Genomic DNA, 25,392 nt, shown 5'->3' with positions numbered 1-25,392 from the left:
CCCTGCACCGGAGGCCGTCGGGTGGATAAGGTCCCGACAATGGCCCGTCGCAGAGGAGCAGAGACCTACACCGCCCGGTGGCGAAGATCGGCCCACCGGGCGCGCATCGCGCTGCGCCGGTCCGGGGTCGACTACTTCCGCGGGGACGGCTCCGACTGGATAGCTCTGGCCGGCCTCCTGGTCGTCATCCCGGTCATCACCTGCGCCACGCTGCTCAACCCGGTGTGGTGCTCACCGACCGCGCTGGCCCTGCCGATCGTCGCGGGCGGCCTGCTGCTGCGCCCGGCCAGCCTGCTGGGGCTCTACGCGGCCGCCGCCACGGCCCTGATCGTCGAGTCCCTGGCCCTCGGCCCGTACGCCGACGGACCGGCCCGGGTCACACCGGGCACCGTCCTGGTGGTCGCGGCCTGCGGCTTCTTCGGGCTGGTCCTCGCCCAGTTCCGGGCCAGGGTCGGAGTGCCGTGGCGGCGCGGCGGCACCATGCTCTTCGACCTGCGGGAGCGCATCCGGGTCCAGAGCGCCCTGCCCCGGCTGCCCGAGGGCTGGCACCGCGAGATGGCGCTCCGTCCCGCGGGCGGCCAGTCCTTCTCCGGAGACTTCGTCGTCGCCGCCCGCACCAACGGCGGGCGCACCCTGGAAGTCGTGCTCACCGACGTCTCCGGCAAGGGCATGGACGCGGGCTCCCGCGCCCTGCTGCTGTCCGGCGCCTTCGGCGGCCTCCTGGGCTCCCTGCCGCCGCACGGCTTCCTGCCCGCCGCCAACGGCTACCTGCTGCGCCAGGACTGGGACGAGGGCTTCGCGACCTCGATCCACCTCGTCCTGGACCTGGAGTCCGGCGACTACGAACTCCTCTCGGCCGGCCATCCCCCCGCGCTGCAACTGCACGCCGGCAGCGGCCGGTGGGAGGAGATGGCAGCCGAGGGCCCGCTCCTCGGCGTGTACGACGGGGCGCAGTTCGACGCGGTGAAGGGCTCCCTGGCCCCCGGTGACGTGCTGATGCTCTTCACGGACGGGCTGGTGGAGGCGTCCGACAGGGAGATCGAGGAAGGCATCGACCGGCTGACCGGCGAGGCCGACCGCTACGTCGCCACGGGGTTCGAGGGCGCGGCCTGGCATCTGATCGAGGCCTGCGCGAAGGACGTCAACGACGACCGCGCGCTCCTGCTCCTGTCACGCCACGCCTGAACCGTACGGAAGCGGTTGAAACGGTACAGGCGTCAAGTGTGGGCCCATTCATCACCCGAACGTGGAGGTGTTCCGGGGAGCACCGCCCGGGGGCCCGCCGCCCCGCGCGAGCCCCCGGCGCCCCGCACGCCGGACGCCGGGTGCGTCATCCCGGGTGCGTGGCCACGGCCCCCGCACCCGGGCCGTCCGCACCTCAGACCGGTACCGCCTCTTTCTCCGCCTCCTCCTGGTCCCGCTCCCGCTTGCCGGGCAGGATCCTGGCGAGCCAGTGCGAGCGGCCGGCCGCCAGTGGCGACAGGACCGCGAGCAGGAGCACGTACCCGGCGATGAACGGCGAGAGCCGCTCGTCCAGGCCCGCGCCCGCCGCCATCGTGGCGAGGATCAGCGCGAACTCGCCGCGCGCCAGCAGGGTGGTGGAGACGTTCGCCGTGGCCTTCGGGCCGAAGGCGTAGATCTTGGCCGTGGCCATTCCGGCGAAGACGTTCATCAGCACGGTCACCGCGACCGCCGCCAGCACCGGCCACAGCACGGTCGGCAGGTCACCGGGGTTGATGGACAGTCCGAAGGCGAAGAAGAAGATCGCCCCGAACGCGTCCCGCAGCGGATGGACCAGCTTCAGGATGCGGGTGCCCGAGGTCGTGCTGCCCAGCATGAGGCCGACCATGAACGCGCCGATCGCGTCGGCGACGCCGAACCACTCCGAGACCCCGGCCACGAAGACGGCGACACCGAGGAAGGATATGACCAGGAGCTCGTCGTCCTTGGTGTTCATCAGCTTGCCGATGAGCTTCGTGCCGAACCGCGCCATCAGGGCGAGCAGCAGCAGGAAGCCGAAGGCCTTGCCGCCGTCCAGCACCGCCGCCCCGAGACTGTCCGCACCGGACAGGATCGGCTGCAGCGCGGCCAGGTAGAGCGCGAGGAAGACGTCCTCGACGACGATGATGCCGAGGATCGGCCGTGTCTCCGGATTCCCGATCCGGCCGAGGTCCACCAGGACCTTCGTGACGATGGCGGACGACGAGATGCCGAGCACACCCGCGAGCACCAGCGCTTCCGAGGTGCCCCAGCCCAGCGCGAAGCCGAAGCCGAGACCCGCGCCGACGTTCAGGGCGAGATACGTGCCCCCGGCGAGCGCCATCTTGCGCCCGCCCGTCTTCAGGTCGTCCAGGTGGAATTCGAGGCCGAGGTAGAAGAGCAGCAGCACCAGGCCCAGTGCGGAGAGCATCTCCAGGTCGTGCGGATCGTCGAGGAGGACGACCCCCGGGGTGTGGGGGCCGAGCAGGATCCCGGCGAGGATGAACAGGGGGATGGTCGGCAGCCCGATGCGGCCGCCGACGCGGGCGAGGATGGCGGCCGCGAGGAACGCGCCCCCCATGGCGATGAGCGTGTCTGCGTGTCCGATGAGCCTGTCTCCTTCTTTCGGTCAAGAGCGCGTCAAGGAATCGTCAGTAATTAGTTTACCGAACGATCAGGGGTGCACTCGCGGGACCGTGGAGGCAGGCCGGAGCCCGGCGTAGGGTCGGCTCATGCCGTCGCCGTATCTGACCCTGTCGCAGGTGGAGACGATCGCCCGCGAGGCGCATCGTGAGCAGACCGACAAGGCGGGGCGCCCGTACGCCGAGCACCTGGCCGCGGTGGCCGAGGGCGTGCGGGCCCGGGGCGGCAGCGAGGAGCAGAGGGCGGCGGCCTGGCTGCACGACGCGATCGAGGACGGCGCGCTGTCCCGGCGGTGGCTGGAGGAGGCCGCGCTGCCCGGGAGCGTGAAAGAGATGGTCCTCGCCGTCACCAAGCGGGACGGCGAGGACCTCTTCGCGTACACCGGGCGGATTCTCGCCACGCCCGGGGCGCTGCTGATCAAGGAGTCGGACCTGGCGCACAACGCGGACCCCGGCCGGCTCGCGGTCCTGGAACCGGCGGTCCGTACCCGGCTGGCCGAGAAATATGCGCTGGTACGCGGCCTGTTGGGGCTCGACGGGGGCGGTGGGCCCGCCGAGCGGCGGGATCCGGCCAACCCCGCCGCACACTGACGGGCCGACGGGAGCGGCCCCCGGTGGAGGGGGCCGATCCGGACAGGCTCAGCGCCTGACGGGGTTCCGGCGGAAGGCCCAGTCCATGTCCGGCTCGGTCGCGAAGCGCAGCGCGCGCCGGACCGGCGGGGTGCACAGCAGACTCACCACGGCCGCCGCGGAGAGGGTCACGACGACGAGCCCCACGGGCCCGGAGAGCCACTCGTAGCGGTCGAACAGGCCGGAGTACTCGGCACCCTTCACCAGGAAGCCGTGCAGCAGATAGCCGCAGATGGTCCCGGCGCCCAGCACCGTGAACCACATGGGGCGGCGCGGCACCCAGGCCAGGAACGCGATCGTCAGCAGCAGCGCGCATCCGAACATCGCCAGGGACATCACGGCGCCCGACCACCAGGGGGCGTCCATCTCCTGGGCGGCGTTGCTGCGGTAGAACCAGCCCAGCCGCATGTGCGGTGCGGCCCAGTAGGCGAAGAGCAGGGCCCCGACGGCCACCGGGACGGCCGCCATCCGCACCTCGCGGCGCCGGATCAGCTGGAAGTGCTCGGGCTTCATCAGCAGGCCGAGCACGAAGAACGGCAGCAGCTGGCAGACGCGCTGGAGGTCCAGGTCGTCGCCGATCTCCGGGGTCACCGAGGCGAGCACGGCGATGGTGAGCGCGACGGGCATCGGGTGGCGCAGGGACTGCCACAGCGGGGTGGTGACCCGCCAGATGAACAGGGCGATCAGGAACCAGGTGAGGTAGAGCGGGTCCAGCAGGGTGATGGGGGTGTCCTCCACCCCGCCGACGTACCGCCTGAAGAGCGAGTACGCCGTCTCGAAGATCACATACGGCACCACGACCCCGGTCACGAGCCGCTTGACCTTCGGCGAGCTCATGTCGAACGACCGGGAGAAGTAGCCCGAGACGAGGATGAAGGCCGGCATGTGGAACGTGTACACGACCATGTACAGCGCTCGTGTGGTGCGGCTGCCCTCCATCACCGGCTCCCACGCGTGGGCCACGGCGACGAGCACGATCGCGAGGTACTTCACATTGTCGAAGTACGCGTCGCGGCGCTTGGCCGGAGCGGGCGCCGAGGTGCGGGCCGGAGCGGTCACGGAGGCGGTGGACGGGCCCCCGGCCGCTGTCAGGACCTGCTCGTGTCTCGGCTCCGACTCCCGGCTCTCCGGGGTGATCGGGGCCCTGTGAATTTCGCTCGGAGCTTTGGACATCTGCTGCACCTTAGACCCGTCGATCGGTATGCGTAAAACTCCCAAGAGATAGCGCGTGTTCCCTGTCATTCGAAAGCGAAACCACTGCCAACTGCCCGTTACGTGCTGATTCATCCCCCTTAAATGGTGCATATCGGCGGGTGGTTGGTGAGAGTGAATTTCGTCGCACGAACTCCTGGCAAATAGCTGTGAATGAAGTGTGGGGATATGGAAACGATCACATCCGGCACTATTCGAACTCCCCTGCGCACAGCGGACGCACAGTTTTTCCGCCCCGCCGGGGCGGGTCCGGCCCGGCACCCCGCGCACGCGGGTCGCACGCGGGGTCACAACCGAGCGCGCGCGTGCGCGAGGATGGCGCGATCCGGATGTTTGCCCCCATCACCCCGCAGCAGTCACAGGGGAGTTGGTGGCACGATGGGCGCGACGGAGGTGTGCTGGTCGCACGCCGCCGGGCCGGCAAGGCGGACCGACCAAGGGTGTGATCAGTCGTGGCCATTTCACTGTCTGTGGTGCTTCTGCTGGGCGTTGTCCTGGTGGTGCTGATCCGCGGTGGATCCATCAAGGGCGGGCCGGCGGTCGTCGCCGTGCTCTTCGGCTTCTTCCTGGCCTCGACGGGCATGGCCCCGTCGATCAACAGATTCATGAACTCGATAGCCGACACGCTCAACCAGATCAGCTTCTGAGGTCACGCGAGGTGCCCGGCCCGGCGGACGACCGCCCGCCGGGTCCCCGGCACGGGCGCGCGGGAGGGACCGAAGGCGCCCGCCCGGCCGGAAGGCGCGCGGGCCGTGGGGACGGCCCGGCCCGGAGGTCCGCCCGCCGCCCGGCCGCTGCCGCCCGCGGCCCGGTGTTCTCCGCGGAAGTGCCGGTTCCTTACCTCCCGGGTCATCGACCACGGTGAACGGGCGTGCCAGGCTCCCGGTCCACGGAGCCGAACCCGACCGGAAGGACACCATGCCCGCCTACGCCATAGCCCGCCTGCGGGAGGCCGCCCCGCACCCCGAGATCGCGCGGTACATCGAGCGGCTGCCCGGCACCTTCGAGCCCCACGGCGGACGCTTCCTCGTCCACATGACGGCGCACGAGGTCAAGGAGGGCGACTGGCCGGGGCACGTCGTGATGATCGGCTTCCCGGGGATCGAGGAGGCGCGGGCCTGGTGGGACTCTCCCGCGTACCGGGAGATCGCACCCCTGCGCTCGCGCCACATCGAGGGCGACGTCATCCTCGTCGAGGGCGTCCCCGAGGGCTACGACCCGGCCGCCGCCGTGAAGGCGCTGCGGGACGCCCTGCCCGCCGCACCGCCGGCCTGAGGACAGCGCGCCCGGGGGATGGGGCACGGGCGCCCGTGGAAGCACTCAGGGCCGGGCGGAGGAAACATCCTCCGCCCGGCCCTGAGCCGTTGGAGCGGGCGACGGGAATCGAACCCGCGTAGCTAGTTTGGAAGACTAGGGCTCTACCATTGAGCTACGCCCGCGAGCACCGCACCGCAGGTCCGGCGGACCGCGGTACGGGAAGCATCGTAGCGGGTCGGGGAGGGTGTCCGCACACCCGTACCGCCGTGCCCCGTGACGGCCCCGGTGCCGGTCCTCGTGACGGGCCGCGCGAAGCGGCCGACGCAGCGCTCGTCTGCATGTACCCTACGTGTCGCACCGACGGGGTGTGGCGCAGCTTGGTAGCGCGTCCGCTTTGGGAGCGGAAGGTCGTCGGTTCGAATCCGGCCACCCCGACCACCAGCAAGATCGCATTGTGGGAGTGCTCCCCCTTGCCGTTACTATGCAAATTGCGTGCCCGTGTGTCTGATGTACCGGGCTCGATCCGCGAAGCCGCCCCGGCGGCCCAGCAGAACCCCAAGAAGTCAGCCACCAAGGAGACCGAACCGTGAAGAGCGCCGTGGAGACCCTGAACCCGACTCGGGTTCGGCTCAGCATCGAGGTGCCCTTCGAGGAGCTCAAGGACAGCCTCGACGCGGCGTACAAGAAGATCAACCAGCAGGTCACGGTGAAGGGCTTCCGTAAGGGCAAGATCCCCAACCGCGTCATCGACCAGCGGTTCGGCCGTGGTGCTGTGCTGGAGGAGGCCGTCAACGACGCCCTTCCGAAGTTCTACACCGAGGCTGTCAACGAGGGTGAGCTCAACGTTCTGGGCCAGCCCGAGGTTGACATCACCGAGCTCAAGGACGGCGAGCTGCTGGCCTTCACCGCCGAGGTGGACGTCCGTCCCGAGATCGAGATCCCGGACTACTCCGGCATCGAGGTCACCGTGGACGCACTCGAAGTCACCGAGGAGGACGTCGACAAGGCCGTGGAGCAGCTCCGCGACCGCTTCGCCTCCACCAACCCGGTCGAGCGCGCGGCCGCCGAGGGCGACGTCGTGACGATCGACCTGGAGGCCAAGGTCGACGGAGAGGTCCTCGAGGACGGCGTGGCCGCCGGTGTCTCGTACACCATCGGTTCCGGCGAGCTCCTCGACGGCATCGACGAGGCCGTGACCGGCCTGGAGGCCGGTGGCGAGGCCACCTTCACCTCCGAGCTGAAGGGTGGCTCCGCGGAGGGCAAGGAAGCGGAGGTCACCGTCAAGGTCACCGCCGTCGCCGCCCGCGAACTGCCCGAGCTGGACGACGACTTCGCGCAGATGGCGAGCGAGTTCGACACGCTCGCCGAGCTGCGCGAGGACAGCCGCAAGCGCCTCGAGAACACCAAGCAGTACGACCAGGCCACCCAGGCCCAGGAGCGCGTCCTCGAGGAGCTGCTGAAGCTGGCCGAGGTCCCGATCCCCGAGAAGCTCCTCGCGGACGAGGTCCAGACCCGCAAGCACAACCTCGAGCACCACCAGCTCGGCCAGATGGGCCTCGACCTGGAGAAGTACCTCGAGATCCAGGGCAAGACCCTGGAGGAGTTCGAGAACGAGACCTCCGAGCAGGCCGTCAAGGGCATCAAGACCCAGTTCATCCTCGACGAGCTCGTCAACAAGGAGAAGCTGAACGTCAACCAGGAGGAGCTCACCGAGCACCTCATGCGGCGTGCGGCGTCCTCCGGCATGAGCCCCGACCAGTTCGCCCAGGCCGTCGTCGAAGGCGGCCAGGTGCCGATGCTCGTCGGCGAGGTCGCCCGCGGCAAGGCGCTCGCCGTCGTCGTCGAGGCCGCCAAGGTCACCGACACGAACGGTGAGATCGTCGAGCTGGAGGACGAGGAGGACGCGGACGAGGCCGCCACGACGGCCGAGGCCGCCGAGGGCGACACCGCCGAGCCGGCCGACGCGAAGAAGGACGAGAAGAACGAGGCCTGAGCCCCGCTCCGATCGTTGATCTGATCCGCACGGCGGGCCCCGGACATTCACGTCCGGGGCCCGCCGTCGTATCGGCCCCGCGCCCCGGGACGTACCCGGGAACCCTTGTGCGGACTGCTCACCTTGCGCTCCCAGCGAACAGTTGGGGAAGCGGGATGGCGTTGTCCCACCTGCGCGTTAGGGTCCATGAAGAGGAAGGGTCGGGTAGTCCCGGCCCACCCGGTACGAAGACGCTGAGACGGCCGGAGCCGTCAGAGACGAGCAGGTGGATACGTGACGAATCTGATGCCCTACGCCGCCGGAGAGCCGTCCCTCGGTGGAGGCCTCGGTGACCAGGTCTACAGCCGACTGCTCGGCGAGCGCATCATCTTCCTCGGCCAGCAGGTCGACGATGACATCGCCAACAAGATCACCGCACAGCTCCTGCTCCTTGCCGCGGAACCCGACAAGGACATCTACCTCTACATCAACAGCCCCGGCGGCTCGGTGACGGCAGGCATGGCGGTCTACGACACCATGCAGTACATCCCGAACGACGTGGTCACCATCGGTATGGGCATGGCGGCCTCGATGGGCCAGTTCCTGCTCACCGGCGGCACGGCGGGCAAGCGCTTCGCGCTCCCGAACACCGACATCCTGATGCACCAGGGTTCGGCCGGCATCGGCGGTACCGCATCGGACATCAAGATCCAGGCGCAGTACCTGCTCCGTACGAAGACGCGGATGGCCGAGATCACCGCCCACCACTCCGGCCAGAGCGTGGAGACGATCATCCGCGACGGCGACCGCGACCGCTGGTACACCGCCGAGGAGGCCAAGGACTACGGCCTCATCGACGAGATCATCTCGGTCGCGTCGGGCATCCCGGGCGGCGGCGGCACCGGCGCCTGATCCGGGCGTGCACGGCCCCGCACCCTCTCGTACGCCGAGACCCCCAGCCCATATGAACGCCACCAGGATGGTGAAGACCCACATGAACAACTTCTCCGGCGCCTCCGCGAGCGGCCTCTACACCGGCCCGCAGGTGGACAACCGCTACGTCGTCCCGCGCTTCGTCGAGCGCACCTCGCAGGGTGTGCGCGAGTACGACCCGTACGCGAAGCTCTTCGAGGAGCGCGTGATCTTCCTCGGCGTCCAGATCGACGACGCCTCGGCCAACGACGTCATGGCGCAGCTCCTGTGCCTGGAGTCGATGGACCCGGACCGCGACATCTCGATCTACATCAACAGCCCCGGCGGCTCGTTCACCGCGCTCACCGCGATCTACGACACGATGCAGTTCGTGAAGCCGGACATCCAGACGGTCTGCATGGGCCAGGCCGCCTCCGCCGCCGCCGTCCTGCTGGCCGCGGGCACCCCCGGCAAGCGCATGGCGCTCCCGCACGCCCGGGTGCTCATCCACCAGCCGTCCTCGCAGACCGGCCGCGAGCAGCTCTCCGACCTGGAGATCGCGGCCAACGAGATCCTGCGGATGCGCACGCAGCTCGAGGAGATGCTGGCCAAGCACTCCACCACCCCGCTGGAGAAGATCAGCGAGGACATCGAGCGCGACAAGATCCTTACCGCGGACGACGCACTCGCGTACGGTCTGGTGGACCAGATCGTCTCCACCCGTAAGACCACGGCCGGCGCGTCCGTCTGACGTCGGTCTTTCCCCTTGGCACGTTCCAACCGCGCGGCCCCGGCCGTGTGAACCGTGCCAAGGGGGGCCCGAACGGGGGGCCAGGCAAGGTACCGTCGGATAGAGGCACCAGGAGCCGCTGAACCAGGCTGCTCCCAGGCGAAGGGGAAGCACCTCGTGGCACGCATCGGTGATGGCGGCGACCTGCTCAAGTGCTCGTTCTGCGGAAAGAGCCAGAAGCAGGTGAAGAAGCTCATCGCGGGACCCGGTGTGTACATCTGCGACGAGTGCATCGATCTCTGCAACGAGATCATCGAGGAGGAGCTCGCGGAGACCTCCGAGGTGCGGTGGGAGGAGCTTCCCAAGCCGCGCGAGATCTACGAGTTCCTCGAGGGGTACGTCGTCGGGCAGGAGCCCGCGAAGAAGGCCCTCTCGGTCGCTGTGTACAACCACTACAAGCGGGTCCAGGCCGGCGAGAACGGCGGTGGCGCGAACCGCGAGGACGCCATCGAGCTCGCCAAGTCCAACATCCTGCTGCTGGGCCCCACCGGCTCCGGCAAGACACTCCTCGCGCAGACGCTGGCCCGCATGCTCAACGTCCCGTTCGCCATCGCGGACGCGACGGCGCTGACGGAGGCCGGCTATGTCGGCGAGGACGTCGAGAACATCCTGCTGAAGCTCATCCAGGCCGCCGACTACGACGTCAAGAAGGCCGAGACGGGCATCATCTACATCGACGAGATCGACAAGGTCGCCCGCAAGAGCGAGAACCCGTCGATCACGCGCGACGTCTCCGGCGAGGGCGTCCAGCAGGCCCTGCTGAAGATCCTGGAGGGCACCACCGCCTCCGTACCGCCGCAGGGCGGACGGAAGCACCCGCACCAGGAGTTCATCCAGATCGACACGACGAACGTCCTGTTCATCGTGGGCGGCGCCTTCTCGGGCCTGGAGAAGATCATCGAGTCGCGGGCCGGTGCCAAGGGCATCGGCTTCGGGGCGACGATCCGCTCCAAGCTGGAGATCCAGGCGAGCGACCAGTTCCAGGAGGTCATGCCGGAGGACCTGGTGAAGTTCGGGATGATCCCCGAGTTCATCGGCCGCCTCCCGGTCCTGACCTCGGTCCACAACCTGGACCGCGAGGCGCTGCTCCAGATCCTGATCGAGCCGCGCAACGCGCTGGTGAAGCAGTACCAGCGCCTGTTCGAACTCGACGGCGTGGAGCTGGACTTCGAGCGCGAGGCACTCGAAGCCATCGCCGACCAGGCGATCCTCCGCCAGACGGGCGCGCGCGGTCTGCGCGCCATCATGGAAGAGGTCCTCCAGTCCGTGATGTACGAGGTGCCGTCCCGCAAGGACGTGGCCCGCGTCGTCATCACCCCGGACGTCGTCCGCAACAACGTCAACCCGACGCTGGTCCCGCGCGAGCCGCGCACGATCGGCAAGAACGACGGCGGCCGCCACGAGAAGTCCGCGTAGGCGCGCAGCACGCACGCCGAAGGGGCGCCCGGGCAACAGCCGGGCGCCCCTTCGGCGTTGAGGCCGGGCCGGTCAGATCTTGGTGCGTGAGGTGTTGTAGAGCTTCGCGGCGAGGGTGGCCACGTCGTTCTGCGGCATGGACTTGCCGGCCAGCAGCGCGCCGCGGTCGGCGCCCACGACGATGGCCAGGGTGCTGTGGTCGGACCACACGCAGACGGGCGTGACGATCTCCTTGGGCCCGTTCTCCGGCGTACCGTCGCCGTCCTTGTTGATCACCTTGGCGGTCCGGCACTTCATCAACGCGCCGTCGAGGCCGTCGGGTTCGACGGCCTCGGCCTCGCCGACGAACGTGGCGTCATCGCCCTGCCCCGCCTGCTTGGGATCGCTGAGGGCGAGGTCGAGGGTCTTCGCCGGGTCGTCGATCTCGCCCCAGTAGCCCGTGAACCCGAGTGCCTTCGCCACGGCCTGGGCGTCACCGCTGAGGTAGGTGGCGTTCACCCGGTTCGCGTTCCGGATCCCCAGGGCCTCGGCCTGGGCCTTCGCCGTGCCCGTCAGGGCGGTGGACTTCGCCGGCGCGGCCCTCTTGTAGTCGTCCACCGCGTCGGCGGGCGTGAGCTTGTACCCCTTGGTGGCCTCCGCCACGTCGCTGTTGCCGCCGCTCGACGTGAGGAAGTACACCCCGCCCGCGACCACGGCCAGCGCCACCACCACCGCGCCGACGATCAGGCCGGTCCGCTTCTTCGGCGCACCCGGCTGCGGCGGCATGCCGGGGTACGCCTGCGGGCCCCCGTACGGCGGGGCGGGCGGCTGCTGTCCGTACGGGCCCGGCTGCTGCCCCGGCGGATAGCCGTAGCCCTGCGGCGGCACGCCCTGGGGGGCCTGCTGCGGGTAGCCGTAGCCGGGCTGCCCCTGCGGCGGAGGGCTGCCGTACGGGCCCGGCTGCTGGCCGTAGGGGCCGGGCTGCTGGCCGTACGGGCCCGGCTGCTGTCCGTACGGTCCCGGCCCGCCCTGCGGCGGCTGCTGGCCGTACGGGCCCGGCTGGTTGTGGCTCATGGCGCTGTCCCCTCCAGAATGCTTGTGCGTTGCGGACATCCTGACGGAAGCGGCGCTCACGCAGGGCGTCCGGGCGTACACCGTTACTCAACAAACCGGTTTCAGTGCACGACTGTGACGCCCCTAAACTGTGTGCCGTGACCGAGAACGCAGCGCAGCAGCCAGCCAGCATCCCCGAACTGCCGACCCAGTACGCGCCGGCCGAGGTAGAGGGGAAGCTGTACGAGCGCTGGGTGGAGCGCGGTTACTTCACGGCGGACCCGGAGAGCGAGAAGCCTCCGTACACGATCGTCATCCCGCCGCCCAACGTCACCGGCTCCCTGCACCTCGGCCACGCCTTCCAGCACACGCTGATGGACGCCCTGACCCGCCGCAAGCGGATGCAGGGCCACGAGACGCTGTGGCTGCCCGGCATGGACCACGCCGGCATCGCCACCCAGAACAAGGTCGAGCAGCAGCTCGGCGAGGAGGGCAAGTCCCGCCACGACCTGGGGCGCGAGGACTTCGTCGAGCGCGTCTGGCAGTGGAAGGAGGAGTACGGCGGCAAGATCCTCGGCCAGATGCGCCGCCTCGGAGACGGCGTCGACTGGTCCCGCGAGCGCTTCACCATGGACGAGGGCCTGTCCGCCGCGGTCCAGACCGTCTTCAAGAAGATGTACGACGACGAGCTGATCTACCGCGCCGAGCGCATCATCAACTGGTGCCCCCGCTGCCTCACCGCGATCTCCGACATCGAGGTCGACTACCAGGACGACGACGGCGAGCTCGTCTCCATCACCTACGGAGAGGGCGAGGAGACGCTGGTCGTCGCCACGACCCGCGCCGAGACGATGCTCGGTGACACCGCGGTCGCCGTCCACCCGGACGACGCGCGCTACACGCACCTCATCGGCCGGCGGATCAAGCTGCCGCTGACGGACCGCACGATCCCCGTCGTCGCCGACCACCACGTCGACCCGGAGTTCGGCACCGGTGCCGTCAAGGTGACCCCGGCGCACGACCCGAACGACTTCGCGATCGGCCAGCGCCACGGCCTGGAGTCGATGACCGTCATGGACGAGCGCGGTGTCATCACCGTCGCCGGTCCGTTCGAGGGCCTCGACCGCTTCGAGGCCAGGTCCGCCATCGTCGGCGCGCTGCGCGGACAGGGCCGGATCGTCGCGGAGAAGCGCCCGTACGTCCACTCCGTCGGCCACTGCTCGCGCTGCCGCACGACGGTCGAGCCCCGGCTCTCCCTCCAGTGGTGGGTCAAGGTCGAGACCCTCGCCGAGGCCGCCGGTGACGCGGTCCGCGACGGCCGGGTCGCGATCCACCCCAAGGAGATGGAGAAGCGGTACTTCGACTGGGTCGACAACCTCAACGACTGGTGCATCTCGCGCCAGCTCTGGTGGGGCCACCGCATCCCCGTCTGGTACGGCCCCGAGGGCCAGGTCGTCTGCGTCGGCCCCGACGAGCAGCCGCCCGCCGGCGAGGGCTGGACGCAGGACGCCGACGTCCTGGACACGTGGTTCTCGTCCGGCCTGTGGCCGTTCTCCACGCTCGGCTGGCCCGAGGAGACCCCGGACCTCAAGAAGTTCTACCCGACCGACGTCCTCGTCACCGGCCACGACATCATCTTCTTCTGGGTCGCCCGGATGATGATGTTCGGCCTGTACGTCATGGACGGCGAGGCCCCCTTCAGGACGATCGCGCTCACCGGCCTGGTCCGTGACGAGCGCGGCAAGAAGATGTCGAAGTCCTTCGGCAACGTCGTCGACCCGCTGGACTGGATGGACACCTACGGCTCCGACGCCGTCCGGTTCACCCTCGCCAAGGGCGCCAACCCCGGCACCGACGTCCCGATCGGCGAGGACTGGGTCCAGGCCTCCCGCAACTTCGCCAACAAGATCTGGAACGCCACCCGCTTCGCGATGATGAACGGCGCGACGGTCGCGGGCGAGCTCCCGCCCGTCGAGCAGCTCTCCGCCACCGACCGGTGGATCCTGTCCCGGCTGAACAAGACGGTCGCCGACGCCGACGCGTTCTACGAGGACTTCCAGTTCGCCAAGCTCAGCGACGCCCTCTACCACTTCGCGTGGGACGAGGTCTTCGACTGGTACGTCGAGCTGTCGAAGACCACGTTCTTCGCGGGCGGCGAGCAGGCCAAGGTGTCCGCCCGGGTCCTCGGCGAGGTCCTGGACGTCACGCTCCGGCTGCTGCACCCGATCGTCCCGTTCGTCACCGAGCAGCTCTGGACGACGCTCACCGGTGAGGAGTCCGTCGTCGTCGCCGCCTGGCCCGTGGACAGCGGCTTCCGGGACGAGGCGGCCGAGAAGGAGATCGAGCTGGTCCAGCAGGTCGTCACGGAGGTCCGCCGCTTCCGCTCCGACCAGGGGCTGCAGCCCGGCCAGAAGGTCCCGGCCGAGCTGACCGTCACCGGGACGGTGCTCGCCCCGCACGAGGCGGCCATCCGCCAGCTGCTGCGCCTCCAGCCGGCCGGTGACGGCTTCCACGCCACGGCCACGCTGCCGGTCGCGGGGGCCACGGTCGCCCTCGACCTGTCCGGGACCATCGACGTCGAGGCCGAGCGCAAGCGCCTCACGAAGGACCTGGGCGCCGCCGAGAAGGAGAAGGCGCAGGCCGACGGCAAGCTCGGCAACGAGGCCTTCCTGGCGAAGGCCCCGGACAACGTGGTCGACAAGATCCGCGGCCGGCTCTCCAAGGCCGAGGCCGACATCGAGCGGATCAGCGCCCAGCTGGCGAATCTGCCCCAGGCCTGATGACCTGGAGGTCCGGCCGGCGCACGGGTACGGCGCCGTGTGCCGGCCGGACCCGGACCGGAGTCCCCGCGCACCCGACCGACCGGGAGCGCGGGGGCTCCGCCGTACCCGGGGGAGCGCGGCACCGGGCGCTGCGCGCGATGTCGGCGGCCATCCGTAGACTGGCCCTGTGAGTGAGCCCCGCCCTTCAGACCGGCACGACGCGTCCGATCCCGACGACACCTTCGCGGAGATCGTCGACGAGGAGACCCAGCGCGATCCCGACCTGGCGGTGATCGAGGCCGGGAGCCGTACGCTGCGCACCCGGTCCGGGCCGCCGCAGGGCGAGGCGGTCCCCGACCGTCCCGCCGACCCCGAGACCGACCGGGCGCTGCGCGAGGTGGAGCAGGAGCTCGCCGGCCGCTGGGGCGAGACCAAGCTCGAACCGTCGGTGACCCGCATCGCGGCCCTGATGGACGTGCTGGGCGAGCCCCAGCGCGCCTACCCCTCGATCCACATCACGGGGACGAACGGCAAGACCAGCACGGCCCGCATGATCGAGGCCCTGCTGAACGCCCTGGACCTGCGCACCGGCCGCTACACCTCCCCGCACGTGCAGTCGATCACCGAGCGGATCAGCCTGGACGGCGCCCCGATCGACGCCGAGCGCTTCGTCGAGACGTACAACGACGTCAAGCCGTACGTCGAGATGGTCGACGCCCAGCAGCCCTACCGGCTCTCCTTCTTCGAGGTCCTGACCGGCATGGCGTACGCGGCCTTCGCCGACGCGCCGGTCGACGTCGCGGTCGTCGAGGTCGGCATGGGCGGCACCTGGGACGCGACGAACGTCATCGACGCCTCGGTCGCCGTCGTCACCCCGATCTCGCTGGACCACACCGACCGCCTCGGCACCACCGCGGGGGAGATCGCCGGTGAGAAGTCCGGCATCGTCAAGCAGGACGCCACGGTGATCCTGGCCCAGCAGCCGGTGGACGCCGCTCAGGTCATGCTGAAGAAGGCCGTCGAGGTGGACGCCACGGTCGCCCGCGAGGGCATGGAGTTCGGCATCGTCTCCCGCGAGATCGCGGTCGGCGGGCAGCTGCTGACCCTGCGGGGGCTGGGCGGCGAGTACGACACCATCTTCCTCCCGCTCTACGGGGCGCATCAGGCCCACAACGCCGCGGTAGCGCTCGCCGCCGTCGAGGCGTTCTTCGGCATCGGCGCGGACCAGGCCCGCAGCCTCGACATCGATGCGGTCCGCAAGGCCTTCGCCTCGGTGCTCTCGCCGGGACGCCTGGAGGTCGTCCGGTCCAGCCCGACCGTCGTCCTGGACGCGGCGCACAACCCGGCCGGAGCCCTCGCCACCGCCGAGGGCATCTCCGAGGCGTTCAGCTTCTCCCGGCTCATCGGGGTCGTCGGCGCCAGTGACGGCAAGGACGTCCGGGGGCTCCTCGAAGCCTTCGAGCCGATCTTCGCCGAGATCGTCGTCACCCGGAACTCCAGCCCGCGCGCCATGGACGCCGACGCGCTCGCGGCGGTCGCCGTCGAGGTCTTCGGCAACGACCGCGTCCAGGTCGAGCCCCGTCTGGACGACGCCCTGGAGGCGGCCATCACCCTCGCCGAGGAGGAGGCCGAATACGCGGGCGCCGGGGTCCTGGTGACCGGATCCGTGATCACGGTCGGCGAGGCCCGGCTGCTTCTGGGAAGGCGCTGACCTGTGCGTACGCTCTGTGCTTCGACGCTGATCGGCGAGTTCTTCGTCATCGGCTTCGCCGGGCTCGTGGCGATGAAGACCGACGGTCTGTCCATGGCCACGGTCTGGACGGTCTGCGGCATCGGCATGCTGCTGTCGGTCCTGCTCTGCGGTGTGATCACCCGGCCGGGCGGCATCCAGCTCGGCTGGGCGCTCCAGGTCCTGCTGGTGGCGAGCGGGTTCTTCGTGCCCACGATGTTCATCCTCGGAGTGATCTTCGGCGCCCTGTGGTGGGCCTCGGTGCACTACGGGCGGAAGATCGACGAGGCGAAGGCGCGGTGGGCGGCCCAGGCCGAGGCGCAGGAGAGCGCGCAGGCCCCGGCCTGAGGATGACGGAGCGTAAGCCCGCCCGTCGGCCCGCCGGCGTACCCCTGTAATCTCGCCCTCACCCGAACCGAAAGTCTGCAAGGAGCCGCACATGACCCAGCGCACCCTCGTCCTTCTCAAGCCCGACGCCGTCCGGCGTGGGCTGATCGGCGAGATCGTCGGCCGCATCGAACGCAAGGCCGGCTGGACGATCACCGCGCTGGAGCTGCGCACGCTCGACCAGGAGACCCTGGAGCAGCACTACGGCGAGCACAAGGGCCGTCCCTTCTACGAGCCGCTCGTCGAGTTCATGGCCTCCGGCCCCGTCGTCGCTCTGGTGGCCGAAGGCGAGCGGGTCATCGAGGGCGTCCGTGCCCTGGCCGGCCCCACCGACCCGATCGCCGCCGCGCCCGGCTCGATCCGTGGTGATTTCGGCTCGATCACCCGGGAGAACCTCATCCACGCCTCGGACTCGGAGGAGTCCGCGGAGCGGGAACTCAAGCTTTTCTTTCCCGGACTTTCCTGACTTCGGATCCCCCAATCAGCGCTCATGACCTGGGGCGACCGAAGTAATTCGGTCGCCCTTCGGCATAGGGTCACGTATCGCGGGAACGCATCCCCCCGACGTAACGTCACCATGGGTGGAACGGGCAGCCGTTCTGCTCACCATGGCGAAGGACCCTCGCGCTGTGTCCGTGCATACGGCACTACGATGGAAGCTTCCACGCCCGCAGCGCCAACCCTCGCCTACCTGAATCAAGCCATTCTTCGCTTCTTGGGAAGGCCCGACGCATCCTCATGGGGAACAAGGGGAACTCAATGTCGTTCATCGGCCGTGACATGGCTATCGACCTCGGGACTGCCAACACGCTGGTGTACGTCAGGGGGCGCGGCATCGTTCTGAACGAGCCGTCCGTCGTGGCCATCAACACCAACACCGGTGGCATCCTGGCGGTCGGCGCCGAGGCAAAGAAGATGATCGGCCGCACACCCGGCAACATCGTCGCCGTGCGGCCCCTGAAGGACGGCGTGATCGCCGACTTCGAGATCACGGAGCGCATGCTCCGCTACTTCATCCTCAAGATCCACAAGCGCCGCTACCTGGCCCGCCCGCGGGTCGTCGTCTGCGTGCCCTCCGGTATCACGGGGGTCGAGCGACGCGCCGTCATCGAGGCGTCGACGCAGGCGGGCGCGCGCCAGGTGCACATCATCGAGGAGCCCATGGCCGCGGCCATCGGCTCCGGCCTGCCCGTCCACGAGGCCACCGGCAACATGGTCGTCGACATCGGTGGCGGCACCACCGAGGTCGCCGTGATCTCGCTCGGCGGAATCGTCACGGCGCAGTCGATCCGGGTCGCCGGCGACGAGCTGGACAACGCGATCATCCAGCACATCAAGAAGGAGTACTCCCTCCTCCTCGGTGAGCGCACCGCCGAACAGATCAAGATCACGATCGGCTCGGCGTACGAGATGGAGAAGGACGAGCACACCGAGATCCGCGGACGCGACCTGGTCTCGGGCCTGCCCAAGACCGTCGTCATCTCCGCGACCGAGGTCCGCAAGGCCATCGAGGAGCCCGTCAACGCGATCGTCGACGCCGTGAAGACGACGCTCGACAAGTGCCCGCCCGAGCTCTCGGGTGACGTCATGGACCGCGGCATCGTCCTCACCGGCGGCGGCGCGCTCCTGCGCGGACTCGACGAGCGGCTCCGCCACGAGACGGGCATGCCGATCCACATCGCCGAGGACCCGCTGGACTCGGTGGCACTCGGATCCGGCAAGTGCGTCGAGGAGTTCGAGGCACTCCAGCAGGTGCTGGACGCCCAGCCCCGACGCTGAGACACGACGTTCCGCCGTACGGGCACTGCCGTCCCGTACGGCGGAACATCGGTATACAGGCACGAAACACAGGCACGAACATTCCGACGAGGAAGGCACGGCCGCCGCACGTGAGGGACACACGAGAGAGCCGGCTGCTCCTGGTGCTGCTGATCGCCATCGCATTCGCCCTGATCACGGTGGATATCCGCGGTGGCGAGGGGTCACCGGTGGACGGAGCCCGGCAGGCCGCCGCCACGGTCTTCGGACCGGTCGAGAACGGCGTCTCGGCGGCGGTGGACCCGGTGGGCAACGCCATCGGCGCCGTCCGGGACTCCGGTGACCGGCACGACCGGATCGCGGCACTCGAGCACGAGAACACCGCGCTGAAGACGAAGCTCGGCAGCGACGACCGCAACACCAGCAAGGCCCGTCAGCTCGACACCATGCTGAAGACCGCCGGCGCCGGCCAGTACGGCATCAAGGCCGCCCAGGTCATCGCCATAGGAGCGGCCCAGGGCTTCTCCTGGACGATCACCATCGACGCGGGGGCCAAGGACGGCCTCCAGCGCGACATGACCGTGCTGAACGGCGAGGGGCTCGTCGGCCGGGTCACCACCGTCGGCCCGAACACCGCGACCGTCCTGCTGGCCAACGACCCCGACTTCACCGTCGGCACCCGGCTGGAGAAGACCGACGAGCTCGGCTTCGCCACCGGACAGGGCTCACGGCCGCTCTCGGTCCAGTTCCTCAACGGCAAGGCCGACGTGAAGAAGGGCGACCGGCTGGTCACCTTCGGCTCCAGCAAGGACAAGCCCTTCGTACCCGGTGTGCCGGTCGGCGAGGTCGTCCGCGTGGACCCGTCCGGCGGCGACCTGACCCGGACCGTCTACGTCCGCCCGTACGTCGGCTTCACCAAGCTCGACGTCGTGGGCATCGTCGTCCAGGCGCCGCGCGAGGACCCCCGCGACATGGTCCTGCCGAAGCAGCCCGCGAAGCCGGCGAAGCCCAAGCCCACCCCGACCGTCACCGTCACGGTCCAGCCCAACGGCGACCTCGTCGACGGCAACGGGACGGTGGTCGGGAACATCAACGAGAAGCCCGGGGCGTCACCCTCCCCGGGCGTCTCCCCGGACGCCTCCGGCAACGCCGACCAGGCCGCCGGTGACGCGGCGAACGAGCAGGAATAGAGCTGATCCCCATGCGCTTCAACCGGACGCTGCTCTCCGCCACCCTGGTCGTGGTCGCCCTCGTCATCCAGGTCTCCGTCCTCGCCCGCCTCCAGCTCCCCGGCGCCACCCCGGACCTCCTGCTCCTCGTCGTCCTCGGACTCGCCTTCGTCTACGGGCACGTCAGCGGCGCCCTCATCGGCTTCGGCGCGGGCCTCCTCGCCGACGTGGCTCCGCCCGCCGACCACGCCGCCGGGCGCTACGCCCTGGTGCTCTGCCTCGTCGGCTACCTCGCCGGACTGGCCCGCCCGGAGAACGGCCAGCTCAAGTCGGCCTTCACCCCGATGGCCTTCGTCGTCGCCGCGGCGATCGGATCGACCCTGCTGTACGCCGGGGTCGGCGCCCTCGTCGGCGACACGGCCGCCCGTCATGTGGGCCTGGGCAGCCTGCTGTTCACCGCCGCGGTGTACGACCTGCTCCTCGCGCCGTTCACCGTTCCGCTGATCATGGCGCTCGCCAGACGCACCGAGAACGACCCGGTCGCCGAGAGTTCCAGCAGCGGCGACGTCGCCGCCGGCTGGCTGGCCTCCGGCACCGGGCTGCGGATCGGCAGCCAGCGGGGCGGGATGCGCCTGAGGGCGGCCCGCGGACGCGCCGCACGCGCGGGAAGGATCAAGGGGGTCAAGCGACTGTGAGGCCGTACCGGCACCGGACGGACACCTGGGGCGACCGCCCCCGCACCTCCCGCCGACCCACCACCACCGGGGGCACCCCGTGAGCAACATCCCGGAGACGGGCCGGACCCCGCGGGTCCAGATCCGTCTCGTCGTCATCCAGGTCCTCGTCTTCTCCCTCCTCCTGACGCTCGGCGGCCGGCTCTGGTACCTCCAGATCCGCAACGGGCAGGAGTACACCGACGAGGCCAAGAACAACCACGTCCAGCAGGTCGTGCAGCCCGCCGTGCGGGGGTCCATCCTCGACGCGCGCGGCGTGCCCCTCGCCGACAACGAGACGCGGCTCGTCGTCTCCGCGAGCCGTACCGAGCTGATGAAGATGAAGGACGACGGCGTCGGTGTCCTCACCCGGCTGGCCGACGTCCTCGACATGAAGCCCAAGGACGTCCTGGACAAGGTCCGCCTCTGCGACGCCAAGACCCCGCAGCCCTGCTGGAACGGCTCGCCCTACCAGCCGATCCCGGTCACCGACGAGGCCACGACCCAGCAGGCCCTCACCATCCGTGAGCGCGCCGAGGACTTCCCGGGCATCACGGCCGAACCCACCGCCGTGCGCCGCTACGCCGCCCCCGGCAAGGCCAACACCGCCCAGGTCCTCGGATACCTCTCGCCCGTCACCGACGAGGAGGTCACCAAGGCCCAGGACACCGACTCGCCCTACCTCCGCTCCGACCAGGTCGGCCGCTCCGGCCTGGAGCGCACGTACGACAAGGAACTGCGCGGCAAGGCCGGCGTCACCCGGTACGAGGTCGACAACCTCGGCCGCGTCATCGGCCAGGCGCAGAACGACGAGGCCGAGGCCGGGGCCAGCGTCGTCACCTCCATCGACGCACGGGTCCAGGCCGTCGCCGAGTACGAGCTGAACAAGGCGATGGAGACGGCGCGCACGGAGATGGACCGCAACACCAACGAGCTGTACAAGGCCGACTCCGGCGCCGTCGTCGTCATGGAGGCCAAGACCGGACGCATCGTGTCCATGGCGTCCCTGCCCACGTACGACCCCAACGCCTGGATCGGCGGCATCTCCGCCAAGGACTACGCCAAGCTCACCGGCAAGAAGTCCAACTTCCCGCTGCTCAACCGGGCCATCCAGGGCACCGCCGCACCCGGGTCGATCTTCAAGGTCATCTCCTCGACCGCCGCCGTCAACGCCGGATACGAGTTCGACGGCAACTACCCCTGCCCCAGCTCGTACTCCATCGGCGGCCAGGTCTTCAAGAACTTCGAGTCCCAGGGCTACGGCAGCATCAGCCTCGGGCGCGCCCTGGAGGTCTCCTGCGACACGGTCTACTACGGCCTGGCGCACAAGGAGTGGGCGAAGGACGGCGGCAACAACCCGAAGAAGAAGCCCGCCGACTGGTTCTACAGGACGGCCCACCAGTTCGGGCTCGGCAAGGACACCGGCATCGACCTCCCCAACGAGGTCTCCGGCCGTGTCCCCGACCGCCAGTGGAAGCAGAACTTCTACGACGCCAACAAGGCGTCCTGGTGCAAGCAGGGCAAGAAGGACGGCACGTACGTCGAGAAGATCGCGTACGAAGGCTGCGTCGAGGGCAACAAGATGCGCGCCGGTGACTCCGTCAACTACTCGATCGGCCAGGGCGACACGCTCGTCACCCCGATCCAGATGGCGACCATCTACGCCGCGATCTCCAACGGCGGCACCCTGTACGACCCGACCGTCGGCAAGGCGATCGTCAGCGGCGACGGCAGGACCGTGCAGGAGATCGCGCCCAAGTCCCACGGGAAGCTGCCCTTCAAGGGAGACACGCGCGACAAGATAGACGAAGCCCTCGCGGGTGTCGCGACCCGGGGCAGCGCCGCCTGGCGGTTCGGCGGCTGGCCCCAGGACAAGATCCCGATGCACGCCAAGACGGGCACGGCCGAGGTCTACGGCAAGCAGACGACCTCCTGGTTCGCCACGTACACCAAGGACTACTCGATCGTCATGACGATCTCCCAGGGCGGTACGGGCTCCGGCGCCTCGGGCCCCGCCGTGCGCAACATCTACAACGCGCTCTACGGACTCGACGCGAGCGGCAAGCAGGACATCAAGAAGGCGCTGCTGCCCACCCCCCAGAAGACCCTGCCGAAGATCAGGCCGGACGGCCAGATCGAGTCGCCGAAGATCAAGCCGTACACCCCCGTGGCACCCGCCGAGGACGGCACGCAGGCCCTCGCGGGCGCCCTCCCCGGAACCCTGGGGAGGCGTGACTGATGGCAGGCTTCTCCGTCTCGCGCTACGTCCCCGAGGAACGGTCCGTCTGGGTCAAGCTCACCGCCCGCGACTCCGTCGTGCGGCGGCTGGACTGGCCCCTGCTCGGATCGGCCGTCGCCCTGTCCTTCGTCGGGTCGCTGCTCGTCTGGTCGGCGACCCGGGGACGCGACTCGCTGACCCACGGCGACCCGTACTACTTCCTGTTCCGGCACGCCCTGAACACCGGTATCGGCGTGGCGCTCATGATCGGCACCGTCTGGCTCGGCCACCGCACCCTCAGGGGAGCGGTCCCGGTCCTGTACGGCATCTCGGTGCTGCTGGTCCTCGCGGTCCTCACCCCGCTCGGTGCCACCGTCAACGGCGCGCACGCCTGGATCATCATCGGCGGGGGGTTCTCCCTCCAGCCCTCCGAGTTCACCAAGATCACGATCATCCTGGGCATGGCGATGCTGCTCGCCGCCCGGGTCGACGCCGGTGACCAGCTGTACCCCGACCACAGGACCGTCGCCAAGGCGCTCGGTCTGGCGCTCGTCCCGATGGCCGTCGTCATGCTGATGCCCGACCTCGGTTCCGTCATGGTCATGGCCGTCATCGTGCTCGGCGTGCTCCTCGCCTCCGGCGCGTCCAACCGCTGGGTCTTCGGGCTCCTCGGCGCGGGTGCGGCGGGCGCGGTCGCCGTCTGGCAGCTCGGGGTCCTCGACGACTACCAGATCGCCCGCTTCGCGGCGTTCGCCAACCCGGCACTCGACCCGGCCGGCGTCGGCTACAACACCAACCAGGCCCGCATCGCCATCGGCTCCGGCGGGCTCACGGGCACCGGGCTCTTCAACGGCTCCCAGACGACCGGCCAGTTCGTCCCCGAACAGCAGACCGACTTCGTCTTCACCGTCGCGGGCGAGGAACTCGGCTTCCTGGGGGCCGGGCTGATCATCGTGCTGCTCGGCGTCGTGCTGTGGCGCGCCTGCCGCATCGCCCGCGGGACGACCGAGCTCTACGGGACCGTCGTGGCCGCCGGCATCATCGCCTGGTTCGCGTTCCAGTCCTTCGAGAACATCGGGATGACACTCGGGATCATGCCCGTGGCGGGACTCCCGCTCCCGTTCGTCTCGTACGGAGGATCGTCGATGTTCGCCGTCTGGGTGGCGATCGGACTGCTCCAGTCGATCAAGGTGCAACGGCCGATGTCGGCCTGAGGACTCCGCCCGGCGCTGCATACCGGCGGGCAGCGCGGATAGATTCGTCCTATGGCGGACTCGAAGCGCGAGGTCGAGCGGAAGTACGAAGCGACTCCCGGGACCCGGCTGCCGGACCTGACCCGTGCGGCCGGGGTCGCGGCCGTCGTCCACCGCGGCCTCACCGAACTCGACGCCGTCTACTACGACACCGAGGACCTCCGGCTGGCCGCGGACTCCCTCACCCTGCGCCGCCGCACGGGCGGGGACGACGCCGGGTGGCACCTCAAGATCCCGGTCTCTCCCGGCGTCCGCGACGAGATCCGCGCCCCGCTCACCGACGCCCTGCCGGCCGCCCTCGGCGCCCTGCTCCGCTCCCGCGTGCGGAACGCGCCGGTGACCCCCGTCATGCGGATCCTCTCCGCCCGGGACGTCCACCACCTCCTCGACGGGGACGGCGCCCTGCTCGCCGAGCTGAGCATCGACGAGGTGCTCGCGGAGCGCCTCACGGAGGAAGGGCACGGCGCCACCTCGGCGTGGACCGAGATGGAGGTCGAACTGGCCGACGACGGCGACCCCGCCCTCCTGGACGCGGTCGGCCGACGGCTGCGCAAGGCCGGTGTCCGGCCCGCGGACGCCCCGTCCAAGCTGTCCAGGGCCCTCACCGAGACCGCCCCGGCCGGCCGGGGCGGAACACGCCGGGGGAGGGAACCCGCCCCGCGCACCGCCGGGGACCACGTGCTCGCCTACGTACGCCGCCAGGTCACGGCCCTCGTCGAACTCGACCCCGCCGTCCGCCGGGACCTGCCGGACAGCGTGCACCGGATGCGGGTCGCCACCCGCCGGCTGCGCAGCACCTTCCGGACGTACCGGCCGGTCCTCGACCGCACCGTCACCGACCCGCTCCGCGGCGAGCTGAAGTGGCTCGCCGCCGAACTCGGCGTCGAACGCGACCAGGAGGTCCTCGACGCACGGCTGCGCGCCCACGTCGCCGGACTGCCCGCCCCCCTGCTCCTGGGCCCCGTGAGCGCCCGGCTGGAGCTCAGCTCCGCCGCGCGCCGCACCGGAGCGCGGCAGCGGGTCGCCTCCGTGCTCGACGACGGGCGCTACCTGGCCCTGCTGGACGCCCTGGACGCCCTCCTCGCCGACCCGCCCCTGCGCCCCGCCGCCGCGCGGGCACCCCGCGACGCCCTGCCCCGCGCCGTGCTCCGGGAGTACGAACGCCTCGCCACGCGCGTCGGATCGGCCCTCGACGAACCCGCGGGCCGAAGCCGCGACGTGGCCATGCACGAGGCCCGCAAGGCCGCCAAGCGCGTCCGCTACGCCGCCGAGGCCGCCAGGCCCGCCCTGGGGAAGCCCGCCAAGCGGTTCGCCGGGCGGATGAAGTCCGTGCAGTCGGTCCTCGGCGACCACCAGGACGGCGTCGTCGCCCGGGACGCCCTGCGCACCCTCGCGGTCCAGGCCCACGGCGCGGGGGAGTCCGCGTTCACCTGGGGCCTGCTCTACGCCAGGGAGGAGGCCGCGGCCGCGGCACGGGAACGCGAGCTGCCGGAGGTCTGGGCCCGGGCGGCCCGCCCGGGCCTGCGCGCGGCACTGGAAGGCTGAGCACCGGGTTACGCTT

The 25,392-nt window shown here is 70.0% G+C and carries 21 protein-coding genes and 2 tRNA genes; 19 read left to right on the top strand and 4 right to left on the bottom strand.

What is annotated here, in order from left to right:
* Positions 1-39: 39 nt before the first annotated feature.
* Entirely contained in the window at positions 40-1,185 is a 1,146-nt protein-coding gene (locus tag ACFVS9_RS29690; RefSeq protein ID WP_383113320.1) for a PP2C family protein-serine/threonine phosphatase, read from the top strand.
* A gap of 193 nt (positions 1,186-1,378) precedes the next feature.
* Here the strand turns inward: ACFVS9_RS29690 and ACFVS9_RS29685 are convergent, their stop codons facing one another.
* Positions 1,379-2,560, bottom strand: coding sequence for a cation:proton antiporter (locus ACFVS9_RS29685; protein WP_383113319.1), 1,182 nt, complete (start codon positions 2,558-2,560; stop codon positions 1,379-1,381).
* Positions 2,561-2,711: 151 nt separating this feature from the next.
* On the opposite strand from ACFVS9_RS29685, the gene ACFVS9_RS29680 reads away from it, so the two are divergent.
* On the top strand, positions 2,712-3,212 hold the full coding sequence (locus ACFVS9_RS29680) for an HD domain-containing protein (RefSeq protein WP_383113318.1): 501 nt from the start codon (positions 2,712-2,714) through the stop codon (positions 3,210-3,212).
* 48 nt (positions 3,213-3,260) lie between these two features.
* Here ACFVS9_RS29680 and ACFVS9_RS29675 read toward each other — a convergent pair whose 3' ends face one another.
* Positions 3,261-4,424 (bottom strand): acyltransferase family protein, encoded by a 1,164-nt coding sequence (locus tag ACFVS9_RS29675; protein WP_389937287.1) that lies wholly within the window; start codon positions 4,422-4,424, stop codon positions 3,261-3,263.
* 491 nt (positions 4,425-4,915) lie between these two features.
* Here ACFVS9_RS29675 and ACFVS9_RS29670 point away from each other — a divergent pair, with 491 nt between their 5' ends.
* A complete protein-coding gene (locus tag ACFVS9_RS29670; protein WP_014156281.1) occupies positions 4,916-5,110 on the top strand; it encodes a hypothetical protein in 195 nt (64 codons plus the stop codon).
* A gap of 271 nt (positions 5,111-5,381) precedes the next feature.
* Positions 5,382-5,738 carry a DUF1330 domain-containing protein gene (locus ACFVS9_RS29665; RefSeq protein ID WP_389937283.1) on the top strand — a complete coding sequence of 119 codons (357 nt, stop codon included), beginning with the start codon at positions 5,382-5,384 and terminating at the stop codon, positions 5,736-5,738.
* 90 nt (positions 5,739-5,828) lie between these two features.
* Here ACFVS9_RS29665 and ACFVS9_RS29660 read toward each other — a convergent pair.
* Positions 5,829-5,902 (bottom strand) — tRNA-Gly (locus ACFVS9_RS29660).
* 179 nt (positions 5,903-6,081) lie between these two features.
* On the opposite strand from ACFVS9_RS29660, the gene ACFVS9_RS29655 reads away from it, so the two are divergent.
* The 5 genes from ACFVS9_RS29655 to clpX all read left to right on the top strand — a co-directional run bounded on the left by ACFVS9_RS29655 (position 6,082) and on the right by clpX (position 10,810).
* Positions 6,082-6,158 (top strand) — tRNA-Pro (locus tag ACFVS9_RS29655).
* Between the two features lie 148 nt (positions 6,159-6,306).
* The gene (gene tig / locus ACFVS9_RS29650; protein WP_383113315.1) at positions 6,307-7,713 is read left to right on the top strand and encodes a trigger factor; all 1,407 of its coding nucleotides are present in this window, start codon (positions 6,307-6,309) and stop codon (positions 7,711-7,713) included.
* Between the two features lie 285 nt (positions 7,714-7,998).
* Positions 7,999-8,604 (top strand): ATP-dependent Clp protease proteolytic subunit, encoded by a 606-nt coding sequence (locus tag ACFVS9_RS29645; protein ID WP_356883006.1) that lies wholly within the window; start codon positions 7,999-8,001, stop codon positions 8,602-8,604.
* 67 nt (positions 8,605-8,671) lie between these two features.
* Positions 8,672-9,355, top strand: coding sequence for an ATP-dependent Clp protease proteolytic subunit (locus ACFVS9_RS29640; protein ID WP_030122564.1), 684 nt, complete (start codon positions 8,672-8,674; stop codon positions 9,353-9,355).
* A 156-nt stretch (positions 9,356-9,511) separates the two neighbouring features.
* Positions 9,512-10,810, top strand: coding sequence for an ATP-dependent Clp protease ATP-binding subunit ClpX (gene clpX / locus ACFVS9_RS29635; RefSeq protein ID WP_007448932.1), 1,299 nt, complete (start codon positions 9,512-9,514; stop codon positions 10,808-10,810).
* Positions 10,811-10,882: 72 nt separating this feature from the next.
* Here the strand turns inward: clpX and ACFVS9_RS29630 are convergent, their stop codons facing one another.
* Positions 10,883-11,863: a hypothetical protein gene (locus ACFVS9_RS29630; RefSeq protein ID WP_389937278.1), complete on the bottom strand. Its 981-nt coding sequence runs from the start codon at positions 11,861-11,863 to the stop codon at positions 10,883-10,885.
* 137 nt (positions 11,864-12,000) lie between these two features.
* Between ACFVS9_RS29630 and ACFVS9_RS29625 the strand changes: the two genes are divergently transcribed.
* The 10 genes from ACFVS9_RS29625 (at position 12,001) to ACFVS9_RS29580 (ending at position 25,376) form a co-directional block, all read left to right on the top strand.
* A complete protein-coding gene (locus tag ACFVS9_RS29625) occupies positions 12,001-14,622 on the top strand; it encodes a valine--tRNA ligase (RefSeq protein WP_389937276.1) in 2,622 nt (873 codons plus the stop codon).
* Between the two features lie 169 nt (positions 14,623-14,791).
* Positions 14,792-16,315 carry a bifunctional folylpolyglutamate synthase/dihydrofolate synthase gene (locus tag ACFVS9_RS29620; RefSeq protein WP_383113312.1) on the top strand — a complete coding sequence of 508 codons (1,524 nt, stop codon included), beginning with the start codon at positions 14,792-14,794 and terminating at the stop codon, positions 16,313-16,315.
* Between the two features lie 3 nt (positions 16,316-16,318).
* Positions 16,319-16,681 (top strand): DUF4233 domain-containing protein, encoded by a 363-nt coding sequence (locus ACFVS9_RS29615; protein ID WP_383113311.1) that lies wholly within the window; start codon positions 16,319-16,321, stop codon positions 16,679-16,681.
* 91 nt (positions 16,682-16,772) lie between these two features.
* A complete protein-coding gene (ndk, locus tag ACFVS9_RS29610; RefSeq protein ID WP_376378281.1) occupies positions 16,773-17,186 on the top strand; it encodes a nucleoside-diphosphate kinase in 414 nt (137 codons plus the stop codon).
* 293 nt (positions 17,187-17,479) lie between these two features.
* The gene (locus tag ACFVS9_RS29605) at positions 17,480-18,499 is read left to right on the top strand and encodes a rod shape-determining protein (RefSeq protein ID WP_383113310.1); all 1,020 of its coding nucleotides are present in this window, start codon (positions 17,480-17,482) and stop codon (positions 18,497-18,499) included.
* 110 nt (positions 18,500-18,609) lie between these two features.
* A complete protein-coding gene (gene mreC / locus ACFVS9_RS29600; protein WP_383113309.1) occupies positions 18,610-19,668 on the top strand; it encodes a rod shape-determining protein MreC in 1,059 nt (352 codons plus the stop codon).
* 11 nt (positions 19,669-19,679) lie between these two features.
* A complete protein-coding gene (gene mreD, locus ACFVS9_RS29595; RefSeq protein WP_383113308.1) occupies positions 19,680-20,342 on the top strand; it encodes a rod shape-determining protein MreD in 663 nt (220 codons plus the stop codon).
* 79 nt (positions 20,343-20,421) lie between these two features.
* Positions 20,422-22,599, top strand: a complete 2,178-nt coding sequence (gene mrdA, locus ACFVS9_RS29590) for a penicillin-binding protein 2 (RefSeq protein ID WP_383113307.1) — start codon at positions 20,422-20,424, stop codon at positions 22,597-22,599.
* Positions 22,599-23,792, top strand: a complete 1,194-nt coding sequence (gene rodA / locus ACFVS9_RS29585) for a rod shape-determining protein RodA (protein ID WP_383113306.1) — start codon at positions 22,599-22,601, stop codon at positions 23,790-23,792. Before mrdA ends, rodA begins: the two co-directional genes overlap by 1 nt.
* Positions 23,793-23,843: 51 nt before the next feature.
* Positions 23,844-25,376 carry a CHAD domain-containing protein gene (locus tag ACFVS9_RS29580; protein ID WP_389937270.1) on the top strand — a complete coding sequence of 511 codons (1,533 nt, stop codon included), beginning with the start codon at positions 23,844-23,846 and terminating at the stop codon, positions 25,374-25,376.
* Positions 25,377-25,392 lie beyond the last annotated feature (16 nt).

Source organism: Streptomyces sp. NPDC058008, assembly GCF_042886395.1.
GTDB lineage: Bacteria > Actinomycetota > Actinomycetes > Streptomycetales > Streptomycetaceae > Streptomyces.
The sequence above is the reverse complement of the archived record's forward strand: the minus strand, read 5'-3'. Positions and strand labels throughout refer to the sequence as shown.